Origin of the sequence: Vulcanococcus sp. Clear-D1 (assembly GCF_014654725.1) — a bacterium.
GTDB lineage: Bacteria > Cyanobacteriota > Cyanobacteriia > PCC-6307 > Cyanobiaceae > Vulcanococcus.
Map to the genome: position 1 here is coordinate 1 of NZ_JACVZV010000024.1, position 18,617 is coordinate 18,617.

An 18,617-nucleotide genomic window follows, 5' to 3' on the forward strand; every position below is an offset into this window, starting at 1 on the left:
ATGGCGCGACGACAACCAGAGCTGAACCCGTGATCAGACTTTGAATCGGCCCTGGGGTCACCCGATACTCAGCAGCCCTGATTGCACCGGCGCCTGCGGGCAGCCTTCAGCTGGTGATCAATGACAAAAACCAGCCGCAAACGTTTGCAGCGCGTGATGAAGCCGGCCAGCCCATCGACTATTGCTTTGCCAGAGACCCCAACGGCAATGTCTTCATCATGGGGTCGATCGACACCCTCTATGCCGATGATCCCGTGGCCGCATTTCAAGCGGCAGTGCTGCCGGACGGATGGAGAAAGTCGGTCAGACAACTCGAGCAAGACCTCACGATTGAACCTGGTGCCGGAGCTGGCCACAGGCACATCTACAACCAGTTCCGCGACAATCTCACCAACAATTTCTTCCAGATCAAATTCGCCAAGAACGGGATTGGCATCGCCCGTGGCGTTCCGGGCCTGGCGCTTTCAGGTGGTGTGAGCGATGACCTGATCATCGGCACAGCCCTGGACGAAACGATCTACGGAGCCCAGGGGGATGATCGCCTCAAAGGATTCGCCGGAAACGATCAGATCTGGGGCGATGCGGGAGACGACCTGATCAAGCCGGGGCGCGGCCAGGATCAGCTCTGGGGAGGCGGCGGCAGCGATCTGTTCCGGGTCAGGTCTGGCGAGAAAACCATCCATGACTTCTCAACCCAAGAGGCTGATCCGCTGGTCTTTGAATCTCGGATCGACGCGGTCAGTCAAACCAGCGATGGAGTGCTGATTGATGCAGGCAAGAGCAGCGCGTTGCTCCTGGGAGTGGAGCGCTCCGACCTGCAGATCTCCGGTTGGGTGGTGCAGTGAGCGGGAACGCGGCCAGCAGGCGCTGACCGCGTTCAGCCCAGCTCAACGCACGAACAGCATCTCCTGATAGGTGGGCAGAAAGCAGCTGGCGAAGAACCTTCTCTGCAAGGGCAATCTTGAGGTATCAGGCGCCCATCTAGCGCAGTAGATAGCGCATCGCAGCCCAGCTCACCCCCTAGTCGCCACTCCGCGCTCCACCTCATCCCACCGGATCAGCTCCCACCAGCCCGGCACAAACGACGTCAGGTGGCCACGGAGCACCAGCTGATCGAACAGTTCCACCACATTCGGGTCGCTCGGCTCACGGCAGGTGAGCTGGTCTAGCCGCACCAGAGATTGCTTGGTGGGCAGGAAGCTGGCCTTACCCAACTGCTAGCAACAGCATCCCCGCAGCAGAACTGCAACACACGCTGCAGAGGCGCCGCAGCATGCGGTTTATGGTTGGTGGTGAGGCCGCGCTGCGTCAACAGCCGACCTCGTGACCAGTCCAACTCGTGATCGAACTGATGTCTTCATTGTCACAGCCGCTGGGGGCTGCTGTCCCAGTGCGTCCAGCTGATCTACTGCGCCGGCGGCCGCAACGGATCACCTTCACTGCCCACTGGCAGCTCCACCAGAAGCTCCAGAAACGGGCTGATGAGGAAGGCCGCTCGCTCAGCGGGCTGATCGCATACATCCTTGAACGATCAGGCGACTGACGCCCATTCGGGCACCACCAGCTGCCCCTCCCGGCGCAATCCGTGGAATCTCTCAAGGTTGATGTATTCGGCAGCACTTGCCCCGCAGGTCAGCTGCACAACGATCAAGTTTCTGGAGACGCGCCTTGCGCAAGCAGAGGATGACAGCTGCTCCCACCAGCACCCTTGACGCAGCATCCCCGCTGCAGCCATAACCGGGTTGAAGCAGGCACCCATGGCCTTCCGCCAACGGACCTCGGGTGAGTTCTGCCCGAGGTCTTGTTGCATCTGGGTTCTATGGGTGTGCCTTTTGTTGCTCACTACTGAAACGCTTTGACAACGGGATTTTCTGAGCCGCGGCAACGTGATCTGAGTTGCACGAACGCAATGGTCAGACTTCGCGGAGACCGTCAGAGCCTCCTAGCAGCACTTGCAATCCACTGGGTCGATCAACAACTGGGCATCCCGGCCAGAGAGGTCACCACTGCGTTGGCACCCGTCCAGGCAGCTGCACCAATGTCGTTGCCTAATCGCTCTTAACCGCCCAGCATGCGGGCAGGAATACAAACCCACCCAGCATGTTGTTCAACCTCAGCCAAAGGCTCCAGTCTCTTCGGATGGTGGGAAGTCTCGCTGACTTTCTGAAGCATCCAGACTCGCTGGAGAACGTTTTCAAGATGGCAGCAAGCCTTAAAAACAGTGCGCTGTCGGCGCAGATGTTCCGGCACCTGCTCGACAACCCATCGATGGCCGCGTTGGTCAAGGAAAACTAGCGACCAAGACCGATAGAACTCGATGAGCTGGAATGCTTGCCGGAGGGCACTCTCGGCCATGAATACGCCCACCAGCTTCGTAGCCAGGGACTCACGCCCGATAGTCTGATTGACCCCAACCCGATCACCAGTCCCCAGGACTTTGTGACCCACCGTCTACGTGAGACCCACGACATCGTGCACGTCCTGACAGGCTTTGGGGTGGATGGTCTTGGAGTGCTTGGCCTGCAAGCATTCAACCTCGCCCAGAATCGCTCGCCCTTAGCGGTGATGCTGATCTTTGGCGGAATGTTGTCCGCACTTCAGAACGATGAACCACATGAGGAGTTGCTCACTGCTCTCTCCCGCGGGTTCGACCTTGGATTGAAGGCCGAATGTGTGATCGCCCAGAAATTGGAAGAGGGTTGGGACCGGCCGCTTACTGACTGGAGAAAGGAACTGCAACTTGGCTAGCGCCAGCATCGGCACAGTGTCTGGACATCAGACCCATTCAGCACTTGCGGATCCACTTCAGTGCAAACAGCACATCCCTTAATGGAACGCGACAAGGATTGCCATGGCTTGCTGACCCGGGCCAAGCCGGGATCAGTAAGCCTTTTGCCATGAAGCCCTCTTTCGTTGCCGCGCTCCTCTGCCTCGGGATTCTGGTTGTCAGCTCTGGAACTGCCTGGGCCCAGAGCTGCTCTTCCTTCCAGACCTGCGCTCAGGCCGTTGCCTCCATGAATGCCGGCAACACTAAGCTGCATCGGGACAAAGACGGCATCCCATACGAGAGCCTCTGCGGCAGCAACGGCGAGAACATGCCCAGGTGATTGTCAGTGCGGTCATCGCGTGATTTGCCACTACCCTCCTGCTTCTTTTATGCGGCTTTCGCATACCTGCCCTTGCTGGACCTGCGACTGTCAATTCAATCGGCGACGGGGACATACTGACCTTGGTGAGGCAGGCCACATAACCACGATCTAGCTGACTTGCATCGACGCACCCGAGTCAGCGGAATGCCCCCACGGAAGTCAACCCCGTACCGCGCTGCAGTCGCTAGCAAGATTGAAGCTGGCTGGGGCGAACACTCTGTCAATGCCCCAGTGCGGATGACCCACCTGAGCGGTAACGAGCCGGCGGCTTTAGGCATAACGGCGATGTATACCAGCTTCTGTTGCCAGTTCAGGTAGTGAGGTGTTCTCATGGAGGTATTGAGGAATCAATCGCAGCAGGCCTCGCTGCGTCAGGCAGGGATTACCATTCCCATACATATGGCGTGAGGTCTCGGTTGGGCGGTGATCGCTCAACTGGTAGCGACCTCGCGCTTGATTGGCTACTGAACAACCTGCTGAGACAGCACTAGTAATGATCCTCGAATCTGCTGCCCACCTGTTTCACTCCACGATGGCCGATCCCTTGAGCATGGCTCCGGGCGATCGGGTCATGGATCTGGTCAATCCTGCCCCTCTACTCTCAGGCGCCGAGCTGCAACCTGTTGGCAACAGCGCAGCCCAGGCCTGGGCAAGCAAGAATGTTTTAATCAGCCCAAAAAACATCAGGGCCGCGCACAACCAACCCGCTGCTGATACGCTCACTGGGGTCATCGACTGCGCTGCCAATGGAGTGCTAGGAGCATCAAGTTTGATGGCTCGGACATCCCTGGCTCCAATCGGAGGTGGCGCGATTCCTTTCTACGACGAACTTTTCTGGGCCGCCTGGGATCAGACCAAGACACCCAGCCGCGAGGGACTTGGGGACGGGTCTAACAACCTGATCGAGGCCAGCACAATCAAGGAGGGGCAAAAGATCACAATAGACATCAACCGCGATGTTGTTGCCGTCAATGTGCAAGATGGCAATGTCTGGACATCTGAAGAGGCATGGCGGAACTACGAGATCTGGAAAACCCTTCCCACCCTCGATAAGTTCATGCAGGAGTCCCCTCCTTCCAGAGCAGGAATGACTGAGGTGAGTATCAGCCTCAGCGGGAGTAGAATCCCCTACGCCTCAAACACCATCGATCCAGCACTCAGCGCTTTCCTCAATGGCGCTAGCCCCGAAGATCTTCAAGCTACTACTGGTAACATCACTGCCGTCGGGGCCAGCCTGCTTCCGAATGTAACCAATAAACCTGGCAGAATCAGGATCGAGGCACTCAAGGACGACATCTTAGAAGGCGATGAATACTTCTTTCTGAAAGTCAGAACTAGCAGCCTCGCCACCACGGAAGGATTCCATTATTACACATTCGTTATTGAGGATCAGTCTCCGGGATCCCCTGCAGCCTTATTCAAGGGTACTAATCTAATAGCACAACTTGGTCTCGACGCAGCCGCTCAACTGGCCTCTGATTTCTGGGAAGCGGTGAAGGAGGATGGCCTGAATAAAGCCGTTTTTGATCATTTTTTCCCGCGCAAGTCCATGATAAGCACTGATGATCGGAACCGGCTCAGAAAAAATACGCGCACTCAAATCACCGGAGCGAGAGGCTGAGAGCGCAGCCTGGATCTGAGCCACGGAGCTAGCTATACTCTCCAATCAGCTTGATCGGTAGTTATGCAGTATGAGTTCGCTAACCCGTCTCAGAGGTTGGCTATGGGACCTGTCCAGTAAATTCAGTCCACCTCAGTTTTCTTTTGCCCTTCACCACTGCGGCGGCACGCGGTTTCGCTCCTGGCGGATCATGTTGTACAAACGCTTTTCCGCGATGAAACGCAGTATCAGCTTGTTGTGCCTGACCAGGGCCCTAGGTCCCTGTCTGTGTTGGTGATGTCGGCATCGGTGACCTCCACCCACTTGGTGTGAAGAGACTGACCAGCTTCAGATGACCATACTTGCTTAATAGATGCCAGCTGAATCTACCGTGCTGCAGTTATCTCAGTAACTCTGGCCGATTCAGCTGCCACCCCTTCCGCGTTGACATGGTTGTGGGGCTGTGAAATCTCAGGTACGGCGACAAGCGGCACTGTGCCAGAGGTGGGCTCCTTGCGGTACACCCCAACCCCAGCGGCAACTCAGGTAATGCGCAGCCTGGCCAGCGGAAATCTCACCACCTTGCAGTCGAGATAGACAAAGCCTTGGCTTGGTTGCCCCGCCTCGTGCCTGATCTCGTGGAGGCTTCCTTGGCGGTGGTCCCAGCGGGTCCTTGGCAGATCAACCAGAACCTGGTCGCCGAACCGCGGCACTTCTCTGGGTGGATCGACTTCCATCTGACTACCACATCCGTTAATCAGTTCCACCGATCCTGCAGCTGTAGCGCGGTACCTTTGATTCTATAAGGAGATACCAGAAACTCAACTGTCGGCTACGCGATCCGGCTGGGAGGTATCCAGCTGATCCGAGTCATGCTGGGCGTGCTTCAAGCTTGGCACAGGCCCCCCGAAGCTTTCCATCCGTGGGCTTACATAGAGCCCCGCAGACGTGAGATCACCGCCGGCTGCGAACATCCGCGCCGCCACAGTTCTGCTACACGCTGGAGTCAGATGTTGAAACAGGGCCGGTTCCCCATATCCGGGCACACCTGACAGAACACGTCAGAAGTCCAAGGATAACAACGGAAAGAATGACCCTCGCCGGCGACAGGTTGTGTTCCGGGTTCTGAATGAACGCCCAAGCCACCTGAAAGCAGAAGCCGAAACCTGCCGGTCAAGATCAATGCCACCACTCTTGAGGAGTTGCGAGGCGAAGTACGCGAAGCGTTGATCACGCAATGCGGTCCGGTCCATTGCGCCTGCCGGGCGGGCGGCTTGGGGGGGGGGGGGGGGCAGGATGCATGTGACGCAGCCAGAGTTTGGGTCAATAGCGACCCAAGGAAGCCGATGCAACTGAAGCGTCAATCCTGGCGATGGCTGGCGTTGCAGCTGGGGCTTGGCCTGGGCTGGCTTGGCCTGATCGCCATCCGTGCCCCAAAGCCGGAGATGGTGGCGGTGATGTTGCTCCTGGCAGGGTGGCTGCCATCTGTGGCCGTGGCCTTTTGGCAAGTGCAGCACCGGCGCTGGAGGGCGTTGATCCTCAGTGATCTGCTCTCCGCCGGGCTGCTGGTGCTGGTGGCCTGCAGCGCCTACCTACCCCTGTTTTTCTTCAATGTGGCCTGGTTCGTGCCCCTGGCGTTGCTACCAAGGGGCCTACTAGCGGAGGTGTTGGTTCGGCTCGTGAATGGCCGGCCCAAGCTCACTGCTTGACCAGTTCAGTCACATTGCCGCTGCCGTCGGTGTTGCAGTAACCGCTGGACTTCTTGAACGACCAGTTGTAGCTCAGGCCATCTTTGTTGATGTCTTTCAGGGTGGTTTCACCTGCATCAATGCTTTGCTTAAGCGTGGCTCCGAGCTCGATGCGGATGTCCGCCATTGCTGCCTTCGGATACTTGGCAGCTACTGCGTTTTTGCAGGAGCGACCCCAGGCTTCAATGCGGGCATTGATCTTGGCATCTTCGTCCGCCTGAGCTGCGGGCATGATCGATGCGCCCGCACACGCGATGAGTGTTGCGCTAGCCAATGCTGAGATTAACCGCATGATATTGACGTGTTAGGCCATGCAAACCTAGGGGCGCCTCACCGTCTGTCATTATCTCTTCATCGTCTGTTGCTCACGCAAGGTCCATCAGATTGCTGTTCTTGCGTTTCTATTACATCGCGCACCTTGCTGTCGCGGTCTCAGCCCTTCAGCCGCGTCTGCTTCGGTGATTCGCCGCACCAACGTCGATAATCGGCGGCAGTGGCGCCACAGGCCAGCAACCCCGAGCACTCCATCAGCCATGCAATGTGGTGGTGCCTGTTGCTGTCCTGCTGAAGCAGCCGCCGTAGTTTGCGGAGCCGCATCAGCTTGGCTTGCGCCATCGGTGAGTGGCCAAGTTCCTCTTGAAATGCATATTGCAGAGCCCGCACAGAAACACCTAGTTTCTGACTGAGCTCAACAACAGTGAAACGGTCTGCAAGCCGCAAGCTCATCCATTCGCAGGCCTGGGCCACTGTGTCTCGACGACGGCGAAAGCTGAGTGTTTCCTTGCCCAGTGACAAATAAGAAGCATTGCCCCATTGGTGTAACGCTTCTGCGAATAGCGCAGCACTATGTGTCGCGCCACGGGTCTTCCAGGCGGCTGCCTCGCTGAGCTGGAGTGCCGCATTGATCAGTTTGCGCTGCAGTGGGCCGCGTTCGATGAGCGGCGATGTGAAACCGGTTCCCTGAAGATAGTCCTTGGGGATAAAAATGGAGATACCGAGCATCTCTTCACTTGTGTAGCCATCCATCTGATCTCCTGGCTGGAACAGAAGGGCCATGCCAGGTTCCGCTATGAATTCGACTCCGTTGATGATCTCTTGTGTCAGGCCCTCTAATGGAAGCCAGAGGACACCGTGATCGCATTGCTCACGCTGGAGCTGGACTTGGCCATGGCCACGAATGAGCATCACCGGGAACTCATCCACAGAACCGCTACGCATCAGCGCATCAAAAGATCCCGCCGCGGAAAGCAGGGTGCTGCGGTGGTGGCCGAGGGTCGCAGCCACCATTGCATCCCACTCACTGAAATCACGACTCTGCAACAACGTTTGCAGGCCTGGACCTTCAGCGAGTTGTGAGTAACTCAGCCGTTGCATATCAGGCTTGAGAGATCATGATCGAATGTCGAGGTCGTCTCAACTCAACACATCTCTGCCTGACCAGAGCCCTCGGACCGTCTGGGTTTCATCTGCAGGGCTTGACTGATCGCTTGGGATGCTCGCTGGAGTGGTCAATGCTAGGGCCATGGCGATCGAAGCTTTGGGAGCACCGCCAATGCGCCAGCGGAGGCCTGCCCCGTAGCCGAGTTGGCTGTCAATGTTCTAGAAGAATCTGCCCACGGTGGAGCAGAGAGCGAACTAATCAAGGTTTTGCAGAGTCTCCTTGGACCCGCGAAGCGATGGATCAATGCATTTCAGGGCTCAACGATACCTTGGGGCATCCTGAAATCTCCATTTTCACCTGGAGACAACAAGGTCGTTGTTAAAAAAAGATATAAATTTGCGTTTCGATTGCATTTCAAGTTACGAGGCGCTGCGACCCTGCGTAGAATGGCCGAAAAGCATTTGAAATACAAATGAGCGATTTTTACTATCTCTACGACCCCGCCGACAACCTCGCCCTGGGCCAGGCGATCCATCTGGCCAACACCGATGGCGGCATGTCGTACATCGTGCCATTCGCCGTCAAAACGGGCAGCGTCGATCCCTCGAATCCCGCATCAGCGGGTTTAGGCGTCATTGAAACGGCGATTGCCGCCGGACCTCTCCATGTTGGCGGCACCAATGATCCGGTCAGCAACAGGCTCACACCAGCCGAATTTGAGGGCATGGTCAGCGCTGAACAGTGGACTGCCATCAAGGCAATGGTAAAAGCCAGTATCAACCAGGCACCGCCTGCCGGCTGGAGCGAGGCCTCGCTGATGGACGCCACGAGCACCTACTCAGTGATCAGTGCCGGCGCGTACAGCGCGGCAAATCAACTACAGACGCATGTCTTCACAGCAGGAGCATGGAAAGACGCTGACACAGGTTCCAACCCTCGAGGGAACCCGTTCATTGCCTTTGGTGGCAAAGTGACAGATGCAGCATTTATCGACTACAGCGGACATCACATACCGACAGCAAGCTATATCGGACAGTCTGTTCTCAGCTCAAGCGGCTTTGTTAATGGCGGAGAGCTGTACCAATCCATCCACTCAGATATTATCTTAGGCGATGATAACGGGAGCCCTGTTTACGGCCTCAGCATTGAGGCCGGAGCCAACAGAGTAGTCACTCTGCTCAATTTCTCGGCTACCAGTCAAGGCCTAGGCGAGAGCAGGGCAGCGCTAGACAACCTCGATTTCACAACCAGCAACAACGCATCCCAGGGGACAGCACTACACATCTATTCTGGCGACGTAATAATAGGCGGAGACTTTGTAGTCGACCAATTCACACAGGTCTTCAACGGAACCACTGCAATTCAAGGTGCCGTACAGATTACCGGCACCAACAGTCGAGCCACATTCGACAAGGCGAAGATTTTGCTTGGCTCAGTCCGCGGGTTTGAGTCCATGATTGATGTCAGGGATAATGCGGTACTTAGCATCAAAGATTCAACTGTTTACGGGTTTGGCAGCTCTAATAGCGATGCCCCACTAATCCAGGGAGCAGGACTTGATTGGGCTCGGTTCTCAGAGAATCCGGGCTCAGCAGCAATCGCTCACTTGATCTCCGCCTCAAACAATGCGCTGGTAACCCTTTCGAATTCTACATTGCTTCGAGAAGAGTACAGAACGCCACAGGGAGAGTACATGGATATAGCGACTAATATGACTCGACCTTGGGGCGACAATGATTACAATAAAATATCCAACGGCGAACTCAACGTCGGAATAGGCGGAAAGATGGAGATCCTGAACTCTAGGATCCTGGGTTCTGTGATCAGCGACATAGGCAGCAACAGTCTCACGGTCCGCAATTCCGTCATCGCTGGCGACCCTGTAGGCGAGCGCCAAGGCGCATCGCTGATTCAACTCAATGGGGGATCAGTCAATATCGAGAACAGCCTAATTGACAGCCTAGACACGAGATTTATTAGCGGCGGAAACTTACAGCAAGACAACAACACTCATATCCTCGCTTCTGCAACTCCGTGGACTGTTTCGACCACCACTACACCAACCTACAGCGCACTGAGTACCTTTGCTGCGCCAGTGGCCCCGCAAAACCTGGAAGGCTGGGCCGACAAAGACAGTACAGGTAGCAAGGTCCGCTTTCAGTTTCAGGGACCGACAGGTGCTGCGCTCAATCCTGGTGGGGTGAGCCGCACGCTGCCCGTGCTGCTCAGCGAGTCCGCCCTGCCTCAGGTCGCAGGCAACGGTGCCACCACCTTTTCGCTGGCGGCCCGCTTCACCGAACCTGTGAGCGGTTTCGATAACGCCGACCTGCGCCAAGCCCTCGGTTCGAACGCCCTTACTGCCGGGTGGCAGGTGGCCAACACCCCGGTGAGCCGTGATGGAGGCCTCAGTTGGTCGTTCCAGCTACAGAGCCCAGCAACCTTCACCACACCACTCTCCCTGCAGCTCGCTCCGGGCGCTGCCGACTCCAAGCTGGTGATCGGCCTGGGCAGCAGCGCCTCCAACAGCTTCAGCCTGAGCCCCATCTCCAACGGCGGTCCGGGGCTTGGCGGTGCTGGTGGTGGGGCCACCAGCACCGCCTACCCGCACATCACTCAGATCTCCACCTCCTTCGGTTCACTGCTCGATGCCCAAGAGCAGGGCCGCACGCAGACCGTGCGGTTGATCACAGAGAACACCGTCGACGGCACTCCCCTCAAGTTGACGCTCGGCTCACAGAGCTACACAGCCGTCGTTCAGAACAACCAAGCCACGCTCAGCCTCAGCCCAGGCGATCTGCAGACGCTGGCCAGCGGTATTCATCTCCTTGCCGTAGAGGGGCGCGGGGGCGGATCAGGCAACACCCCGCTTATTCCAAGAGAGAGCATCAGTTTCACGGTTGATGGCCCCCCACCCCAGACCATCCCGCTAATCACCAGCATCGCCCCGGCTTTCGGGACACTGCTCACAAGCAGCGCCGCTCAACAGGAGCAACAGGTGCTAGTCGGCACGCGGCGCTTCTCGGCGGGCGACCGGCTGCAGCTTTTGCTTGATGGCGTAGCCGATCCGGGGATCACAGGCGGTCTCGTCTCTGACAAGGGGACAGCCACCTTCACCCTTCCCGCAGCCCTGATCGCCGGCCTGCGCAGCGGCCTACACCGCCTCAGTATCAGCGGCACCAACGCCTCAGGGCTGCAGGCGATCGCTTCCGAATTGCCCTTCTCAGTGGAGGGCATCCATGCCCTGGCACCCCAGCTGACCAGCATCGTGGCGTCCTTCGGAGCTGAACTCACCTCCCAGGAAGCCATGAGCGATCAAACCGTGATCGTCACCAGCGACGGCATTGCTGATGGCTCCACACTGCGCCTAAGCCTGTTCGGGAAGACCTACGACGCAACGGTCACCACCAACCGCGCCACCTTCTCTCTCCCCGCAGCCGATCTGCAGGCCTTACCAGCCGGGAGTGACCTGCTGAGCGTTTCCGGGCCGCTCAATGCACTGTTGCAGGCTCCGGCTACACAGCAGAGCTTCAGCAAAACCACAATCTTCTCCCCGCCACCGCATCTCCTTTCAATCGTGCCCAGTTTCGGGCACCTACTTGACGCTTCAGAAAGCGCTCTGGACCAGACCGTGGTGGTGAGTACCGAGAATTTCAGCGATGGTGACACGCTCACCCTCGATCTGGCCGGTCGCAATCTCTCAACCACGCTGCAAAACAACCAAGCGACGTTCACCCTCACCACCGCTGACCTCCAGGCTCTGGCAGAGGGCAGCCAAACCCTGCGCATCAACGGCCGCAGTGCCAGTCTCGATGCTCCCGAACTGCTCTATTCATTCAGCGTCGATCGCAGCGCCACACCGGCGGCAGCACCGCGCATCACCGCCATCGCGCCTGATTTCGGGGGGGTGATTGAGCGCAACGAGCTCGGCGTTGATCACACCGTCATCGTCAGCACGGCCGATCTGCCTGATGGCACGACCATGCGGCTCACCCTCGATGGCGCCTCGTTCTCCAACGCCGTTCTGGTGCAGGCCAACCAGGCCGTGTTCAGCCTGTCAACCACAGAGCTAGATGCCTTGGATGCTGGATTGCACACGCTGATCGCTGCCACGGATGGGAATCTCACCCCGCCCCAGCTCTTCCGCTTCTCCGTGGAGCCGGCACCCGCACAGCTGTCGCCCCATGTGCTGGGCATCGTGCCCGGCTTCGGCACCATCCTCACCAGTGACGAAACCTCCACCGCTCAGACCGTTGTCGTGACCACATCGGCCGTTGAGGATGGCCGGCCGATCGAGCTCCAGGGACCGGCCGGTCTGCGGGTCAAGAGTCAGGTCATCAACAACGCCGCCAGCTTCTCGCTCACTTCCGCTCAACTTCAGAAGCTGCCCGCCGGTCTGCATGCTCTGACGGTCAGCGTTAGCAATCGCGGCGGCATCGCCGCACCCACAGCCAGCCAGTCCTTCGCTGTCGACAGGCCGCCCGCCAAGCCCACGGCCCACATCGATCAAATCGCGCCGGCATTCGGGTCGGTCCTTGAAGCAAGCGAAATCGGTCGCGATCAGACCGTCGTGGTCGGCACTAGCGGCTTGGCAGCGGGTGACATCGTGCGGCTCAGCCTGGAGGGTCAGACCTACTCCGCTCCGACCGATGCCAACGGCGATGCCAACGTTGTGATCCCTCAGCAGGATCTGCAGCGACTGGTCGCTGGCATTGAAACCCTGCGCGCCGATGCACGCACCGCAGCCAATCTCAAGGTGCCGGCACTGGAGCGCACCTTCGTCGTCAGTGGCAATCCCGATGTCCCTCATATTCTCGATATCGATCCTTCCTTCGGCGCCAGCCTCACGGCTGCGGAACGCAAGCGCGATCAGACGGTCGCGATCCTCACTGCATCGATGCCAGACGGCCAGCCACTGACCCTGGGGCTCAATGGCCGCAGCTACACCGCCACCGCAGCAAACAACGCCGCGAGCTTCTCCATTCCTGCCGCCGATCTCACCCTGCTTAGTGAAGGCCTGCATACCCTGACGCTGACCTCACCTGGCAGCAGCACCCCGGATGCCAGCCAGAGTTTCTCGGTGGTGCCCTCCAGCGATCCCGATTCGGGCTCCGGTTCCGGGAAAGGGCTCAGACTGATCGGGACCCCCCAACCCGACGAGCTCAGCGGCGCAGGCCTGGGGGACCGTATCCGCGGCCGCGATGACGGGGACCGTCTTGCAGGTCTGGCCGGCAACGATGCCTTGTTCGGTGGACTCGGCCGAGACAAGTTATGGGGCGGTGCTGGTGATGATTTGATTCACGGCGGGCCAGGTGGCGATGTATTACGTGGAGGATTCGGTAGCGATATTTTCCACTTCCACCCCTACCACAGTCCGGTTGGACACAGACTCCGCGGCCGTGACGTTATTGCCGACTTGTTTAGCAACGATCGAATTGATTTCACACAATTCCCAGAGCCACTCACTTTCATTGGTACATCCCCCTACAGCGGCAGCGCTGGCGAGCTTCGCTTCGCTAACGGCCTGCTCACCGCAGATACAAATGGGGATCTTCGTGATGACTTCGCAATTGAGGTTCGCGGTTCACTCTCAGCCAAACAACTTCTGCTTTAAGGAACAAAGTCCGCCCAATACAAGCCCAAAGGATTCGCCCTGTTGTTCACAGGACTCGCATAGCAATCTTCAGCCTCTGAGCAGGAAGTAATGTGATGCTCGATACTTGATTCCTTGGCATCAGCCAGTTGTGGCGGCGTCACCACAACTGGCATGTGACTTGTTGGCGTTGCATTGGGCGCAGCCCCCTAAAGCATAGAAATGCCCCAGCCTGCTCTTTAATGTTCTAGTTGGCTCCTTGAGGGAGGCCTTGGAAAATCAGCGCCATTCAGGAGGCCAATGGCGGTCGCAGCTCAGATTTTTTTTGGGGGGGGGGGCTGAATCAAGTCCAGCTATGGATTAAGTCCTATCTCTTGCCGCATCATTGCCAGCGGTGTCGGCGATGTTATGGAATCACCGCCTCTAGGCTTTCTCAGATCGAGCCGAATCCAGCCCGACGCAGCAGGTTCGTGGCTGCGGTTCTCATTTTGGCCATGACGTCAGCGAGGCTTCTTCAGTAACGGGCCGTTAGCGAATTGTTACCTAATGGCGTTTGACAGAACACCAGCCAGCCCCGCCCACCGATCCGCTGACCATGGCGGCGGGCCCCAGAGGCCGGGATCAAGCATCGAGTTACATTCCTCGGCGATGGCATCCCATTCCCTTTCGGCTGACCTAGTGAGGGGGCTTCCAACCCGGGCCACCGTCAGCGAGCGCACCGCCTCCTGGAGGCTGGATAGACCTGGTGGCTCAGTCTCAAGCAGCACTGAGCGCCCTTGGCTGCCGCGTTCGTAGTTACGTAGGCGGCCGGCCTTCAGAAGCCGCTGCAGGACGCTGCGGCTGCGGTAACCGAGCAGGGCTGAGGCTTCGGTGAGGTTGCAGATCACAGTTTTCCTGCCTACTTTTTACGTTGGCATATGTCCATTATCGGGGCAAGTTTTGAAGGCAAATGCCTGGGTGATGATAGAGATCCGAATCACCTCTCGAGACACCTCTTTAGAAGGACCCACTCGTAAATCCAGTGCGTTTCTTTGGACTTCTTCTGGCCCGGCACTTGGGGGTGAACCCAACCCACAAGCTGGGGTGATCATGCGGCCTCACCTTCTGGACCCTGCTGCTGGAGCTGCTGTTGGATGTGGGCGGCGATGGCCGGGGTCTCCAGCAGGTTTTTGACCAGTCGCCCAGTTAGCCCTGGCGGTGGGATTGAGATGCGGTTCACCAGCACAGCGGGGATGGCGGTGGGATCCTGAATCGCCAGGTGGATGGCTTCCTGCTGCCAGGGGTGCAGCCCCTCACTGACCCCAGGTGACCCTGCATGTGACCCTGAGGGTGACCCCAGATCCATTGCGCTGGAGAAAAGGTGACCCTGGTGACCCTGTTTTTTCACATCTCCCTCTTCTTTATACGTAAGGGGTGATACGTCCCCTGCACTCTCTTCATCACATGTATATCCCTTTTGACTTTCTACACTGAGTCGAGAAATAGGGTCACTAGGGTCACCTTGGTTTTGCTGCAATCGATCTGGGGTCACCTGTTTTTTTCTGGCAGGGTCACCTGGTGACCCCACTGCCGGTGGCGGGGAAGCGCTTAGTGCAGTCGCTCCAATCTCCGCCCCCGCAAGAGAGCAGCCAGGCAGCGGTTTGAGCCCCACCAGCACCTTCTTTCCCTGGCCAGCGGAGACGGTGCCGATGCTGGGCGCGAGCCGTTTGAGCAGGGCCACGATCCGGTGCGCAGCCTTAATCGGGGGGTCGCCCTCGGCTCCCCTGTCCGTCACGGTGAAGCGAAGCTGACCAGTGGGTGCGTCGCTTCTATCAAGCTCCCAGGTGGCCCACCCCTCGGCCACATACCAAGACCGGATGTAAGGCCACAGTTCAGAGGGGCCGAAGCGTGGCCCGATCTGGTCCTTCCTGGTGCCTGCCTCCAGCTTCAGGTCTTCAAGCAGACGCACGAGGTGGGTGGACTCCTCCTGGATGCGGCGCATGGCTGCGCGTGCTGGCTCGCGGGTGAAGCCGTGCCGGGCGACGTGCTGGAGGCCAGCGAGCATGGCGTTGAGCATGGCCGGCAATACCTTGGCGCTCACCCACTGCGGGTCGTTCTTGAACCTGGGGTCAGCCTTGAGAGTCCCTGGGGGCAGCGGCGTTTCTGTGGAGTAGGTCCTGTCGAAACTGAACACGTCGATTCGGCTACCGATAGCAGCCTGCGCCGCATCAATCAGCGGGGGTTTGTTGAAGTTGAAGAACATCACAGCCTCAGGATTGATAGCCCAGGACTGCACGTTCTTCTTCTCCACCCTGAGGCAGTCTCCCGAGATGGCAGCCTTCAGGGATTCACAGTGTTCAATCTTCACCCCAGCTGAGTTCTCTGAGGAGATGTTCACCCTGGCGGTGCCGAGATCTGCGAGGTTGAAGCGGCCTGCCCCGGAGCCGGTGTCAAAGCTCTTGAAGTCGCTAATGCGGCAGCCGGAGACGGCGCCGGCTCCAACGATCTGAGCCAGCATCTTTTCCAGGGTGTCTTTGCCGTTATTGCCATCCCCCAGGCAGAAACTGGCGGGGATTCGGTCGCGGAATCGGCGGATGGTTGGCACATCCAGGGACGCGCCGAATCGTTCCATAAGCATGTCGCCCTCCTCTGGGGTGAGGCACTCCATCAGCCGCTGGAATTCAGCGGGGCTGGCCTCAGGGTTGAAGGCACACCCGGGAGAGGAGGTGAAGATCAGCTCAGGACTGTGTTTGATTAATCGATGCTGGAGGGTCCGGCCGCCTTCGCCACCCCAGGAGAGCTGGAGGACTCCATTGCTGCAGTTCACGTAGCCGCCGGGGTTGAACGCTGACGAGTCCTTCACGGTGCTGAGCAGCAGGAACTCAATGGCCTCCTTGATGCACTGCGGCGCGGCATATGGGATGGTCTCCTGCCCGAAGCGGTCCTCCACCACGTAGTGAGAAGCGAACCAGACGATCTTTGTTGTGAGCTCCGATACCTCGATCTTTCTGTGGTGATCGCCAACGAACTTGTACAGAGTGTCGCCCATAGACGCGTAGCCGCAGCCACCATCGAAAAGCTCGTTCAGGACGATGTGGCCGAAGCGGGTGGCGAGACTGCCCAGGTCGTCCTTGTCTGGCGGCGTGGCGTCGGTGTCGCTGGTGCTTGCTGATTCCACGGCGGCACGCATCCCTTTAAGCCGTTCTGCCTTCCGTCGCCGTGCCTGCTGGCGGCTTTTGTAGCCAGCGACCTTTTTGAGGATGCTGCGGGCCAGCTCCACCCGCATCTTCAGGTTCTGTTTGGCGGCGTTCTCCACCATCAGGGTGACGGTGTTCTCATCGAAGCCAGCCCGGAAGGCGATGGTGGCCAGAGCCCGGACATTGGAGATCTGCAGATCGGCGCGGATGTCTCGAGACCAGTGCTCACGGATGGAATGGATCAGCTCACGGGCGGAGTAGGCCTTGTGAGCGATGGCCTCGAACTCCTTGGGCGAGTGGTGACGGAAGAACTCACAAGCACCGGCGGTGCTGTTGTCGTCCACCGGGGGGAAGAAGGCCAGCTTCAGGTCACAGCGATCAAGGCCAGCCGCTACGAGCGCACCCCAGACGCCAGGTTTCCAGGCGGCATCGGCGTCATAGATCAGGAGCTTCACCGAAGGGGGCAGCAGCTTCCAGGCGGAGACTCCAGCGATGGCGCAGACTGTTTTGCCAGTGGCCAGATGAAGTCGCAGAGCATCTTTCCAACCCTCGGTGGCCATGACCGGATCGCCGTCGCCAAACACGGCAATTGTCTGCTTGTGTCCAGCTCTGCCCATGTATTTGGCCGGTTTCTTCCCGCCCTTGGGGATGACGGGACTGTCGGGCCTGAGCTGTCCGAACTCCCCCTTGAAGGGCAGCAGCAGCCCTTCGGGGTGGTGGACCTGATCGTCGACACCACGGATGCGGTAACCAAGAGATTGCGCCTCCTTGGATGAAATCGACCGAGCGCCGTACTTCAACGCCGCCTTGACTCCTTCGGCGCCTCCAAGTTCTTCGTAGAGATGCCGCTCATGTTCTGATGAGAGCCTGCCTCTTGGCGCTGATAGAGCAGCGTCTTTTTTCATGGCATCTGCTCCAGCCACTCCGCATCGCCGCACATAGCAGCATCGACGTAAAAGTCGGCCTGCTCGGGGGTGCAATCAACAATTGCCCGCAGTGCCATGGCGACACGCTGTTGCACCCAGCAACAACTCGCTGCATCTTCGGGTTCTCCCCATTCCGTATCCCTTGCCAGCAGAGTCAGGAGTGCTTTCGCCAATTCGAGAGTATCGGTGCGATCCAGGTAGAAATTCGCCTGCATTGCTCAGCTCTCCCCCTGACGAATGTCTTCGATCTGCATCAGGATCACATCAAGAAGAACATCTAGTTCTGCTTCTGCTTGGTGGGTAGCGATGTAATCTCTGATTGCGTCCTCATCACTGATTTTTCCTTCGAGTTGAGCCTCGCGTTTCCAAAGCTCATCGAGGGCAAGTGCTATCCACATGGCTCAGCCCTCCATTCCCCGACGGTTCAGTTCTTGGCGAACAAGTTCAACGTGCCAGGTGATTGGCGCGTTGCTGCTGGGAGCGACGCAGTAGTGCTTGCCGGACTCAAGGAAGCCCCCGTGGGTGTCACGCAGGCGTTTGAGGTAGGACGTCGAGCGGCCGAGTGCCAAAGCGGCGGCTGGGGTCGGCAACCAGATAGGAGTCAAAAGCATTTCCTCAGTCCTACGCCTGCTCGAGGGTCAGGTAATCGCTTGCGAAGACGGCTGCCATCGCTTGCTCGCACTCGTCCAACCGGTAGAGGATTGGTGAATTTGGTGCTGTTACAAACTTCCGTCGATAGTGCACGCCGGGCTTGAGCAATCCAGCATTACGCCAGCGGAGTAGCGTGCGTTCGGAGACCTGCAGGTGATCGGCGGCAGCACGTGCCGTCGCCCATGTTGTTGATGCGGTTGCCATTGCATGAGTAGCTCGTGGTCAGTAGCGATGCGATCACTCGGGGGATGCCCCTGCCCAATACTGGAGCCAGCAGCATTAGCTGCCGGAAATAGCGTGATGTAGAGAGACGCCGAATTTGGGTGGGCGGGGTTGTCCTGGTCCGGTTGATCTTGGTCGCTGACAAGACCATAAAGGACAGATCTGGGGGTGCAA

General features: G+C 58.4%; 13 protein-coding genes. 7 read left to right on the forward strand and 6 right to left on the reverse strand.

All coding sequences use genetic code 11. The features are described from left to right. Nucleotides 1-113: 113 nt before the first annotated feature. Entirely contained in the window at nt 114-845 is a 732-nt protein-coding gene (locus H9532_RS09315) for a hypothetical protein (protein ID WP_296367693.1), read from the forward strand. 168 nt (nt 846-1,013) lie between these two features. Here H9532_RS09315 and H9532_RS09320 read toward each other — a convergent pair whose 3' ends face one another. Next, entirely contained in the window at nt 1,014-1,214 is a 201-nt protein-coding gene (locus tag H9532_RS09320) for a hypothetical protein (RefSeq protein WP_296367695.1), read from the reverse strand. Between the two features lie 137 nt (nt 1,215-1,351). On the opposite strand from H9532_RS09320, the gene H9532_RS09325 reads away from it, so the two are divergent. From H9532_RS09325 to H9532_RS09340, 5 genes are all read left to right on the forward strand, one after another. Continuing rightward, entirely contained in the window at nt 1,352-1,543 is a 192-nt protein-coding gene (locus H9532_RS09325; protein ID WP_296367697.1) for a hypothetical protein, read from the forward strand. Nucleotides 1,544-2,100: 557 nt separating this feature from the next. After that, complete coding sequence (locus tag H9532_RS16040) at nt 2,101-2,295, forward strand: hypothetical protein (RefSeq protein ID WP_366664554.1); 195 nt, start codon at nt 2,101-2,103, stop codon at nt 2,293-2,295. Nucleotides 2,296-2,307: 12 nt separating this feature from the next. Next, nucleotides 2,308-2,748 (forward strand): Coq4 family protein, encoded by a 441-nt coding sequence (locus H9532_RS09330; RefSeq protein WP_366664561.1) that lies wholly within the window; start codon nt 2,308-2,310, stop codon nt 2,746-2,748. A gap of 933 nt (nt 2,749-3,681) precedes the next feature. Further along, complete coding sequence (locus H9532_RS09335; RefSeq protein WP_296367699.1) at nt 3,682-4,770, forward strand: hypothetical protein; 1,089 nt, start codon at nt 3,682-3,684, stop codon at nt 4,768-4,770. Between the two features lie 1,325 nt (nt 4,771-6,095). After that, a complete protein-coding gene (locus H9532_RS09340; protein WP_296367701.1) occupies nt 6,096-6,458 on the forward strand; it encodes a hypothetical protein in 363 nt (120 codons plus the stop codon). Here the strand turns inward: H9532_RS09340 and H9532_RS09345 are convergent. Next, nucleotides 6,448-6,729 (reverse strand): hypothetical protein, encoded by a 282-nt coding sequence (locus H9532_RS09345; protein ID WP_296367702.1) that lies wholly within the window; start codon nt 6,727-6,729, stop codon nt 6,448-6,450. The two genes, H9532_RS09340 and H9532_RS09345, sit on opposite strands and share 11 nt — an antisense overlap. A 200-nt stretch (nt 6,730-6,929) precedes the next feature. Further along, a complete protein-coding gene (locus H9532_RS09350; RefSeq protein ID WP_296367704.1) occupies nt 6,930-7,871 on the reverse strand; it encodes an AraC family transcriptional regulator in 942 nt (313 codons plus the stop codon). Between the two features lie 479 nt (nt 7,872-8,350). Between H9532_RS09350 and H9532_RS09355 the strand changes: the two genes are divergently transcribed. Further along, a complete protein-coding gene (locus H9532_RS09355) occupies nt 8,351-13,489 on the forward strand; it encodes a hypothetical protein (protein WP_296367705.1) in 5,139 nt (1,712 codons plus the stop codon). Between the two features lie 1,066 nt (nt 13,490-14,555). On the opposite strand, the gene H9532_RS09360 is transcribed toward H9532_RS09355, so the two are convergent. The 3 genes from H9532_RS09360 to H9532_RS09370 all read right to left on the reverse strand — a co-directional run bounded on the left by H9532_RS09360 (nt 14,556) and on the right by H9532_RS09370 (nt 17,968). Next, nucleotides 14,556-17,444, reverse strand: a complete 2,889-nt coding sequence (locus tag H9532_RS09360) for a DUF5906 domain-containing protein (RefSeq protein ID WP_296367708.1) — start codon at nt 17,442-17,444, stop codon at nt 14,556-14,558. A gap of 101 nt (nt 17,445-17,545) precedes the next feature. Beyond that, nucleotides 17,546-17,785: a hypothetical protein gene (locus H9532_RS09365; protein ID WP_296367710.1), complete on the reverse strand. Its 240-nt coding sequence runs from the start codon at nt 17,783-17,785 to the stop codon at nt 17,546-17,548. Between the two features lie 3 nt (nt 17,786-17,788). Beyond that, complete coding sequence (locus H9532_RS09370; RefSeq protein ID WP_296367712.1) at nt 17,789-17,968, reverse strand: hypothetical protein; 180 nt, start codon at nt 17,966-17,968, stop codon at nt 17,789-17,791. Nucleotides 17,969-18,617: the final 649 nt, after the last annotated feature.

Excerpts from the sequence above, each read along its gene's own strand:
- H9532_RS09345 (WP_296367702.1), bottom strand. The coding sequence starts at position 6,729 with ATGCCCGCAGCTCAGGCGGACGAAGATGCCAAGATCAATGCCCGCATT.
- H9532_RS16040 (WP_366664554.1), top strand. The coding sequence starts at position 2,101 with ATGTTGTTCAACCTCAGCCAAAGGCTCCAGTCTCTTCGGATGGTGGGA.
- H9532_RS09355 (WP_296367705.1), top strand. The coding sequence starts at position 8,351 with ATGAGCGATTTTTACTATCTCTACGACCCCGCCGACAACCTCGCCCTG.
- H9532_RS09325 (WP_296367697.1), top strand. The coding sequence starts at position 1,352 with ATGTCTTCATTGTCACAGCCGCTGGGGGCTGCTGTCCCAGTGCGTCCA.
- H9532_RS09335 (WP_296367699.1), top strand. The coding sequence starts at position 3,682 with ATGGCCGATCCCTTGAGCATGGCTCCGGGCGATCGGGTCATGGATCTG.
- H9532_RS09340 (WP_296367701.1), top strand. The coding sequence starts at position 6,096 with ATGCAACTGAAGCGTCAATCCTGGCGATGGCTGGCGTTGCAGCTGGGG.
- H9532_RS09365 (WP_296367710.1), bottom strand. The coding sequence starts at position 17,785 with ATGCAGGCGAATTTCTACCTGGATCGCACCGATACTCTCGAATTGGCG.
- H9532_RS09370 (WP_296367712.1), bottom strand. The coding sequence starts at position 17,968 with ATGTGGATAGCACTTGCCCTCGATGAGCTTTGGAAACGCGAGGCTCAA.
- H9532_RS09350 (WP_296367704.1), bottom strand. The coding sequence starts at position 7,871 with ATGCAACGGCTGAGTTACTCACAACTCGCTGAAGGTCCAGGCCTGCAA.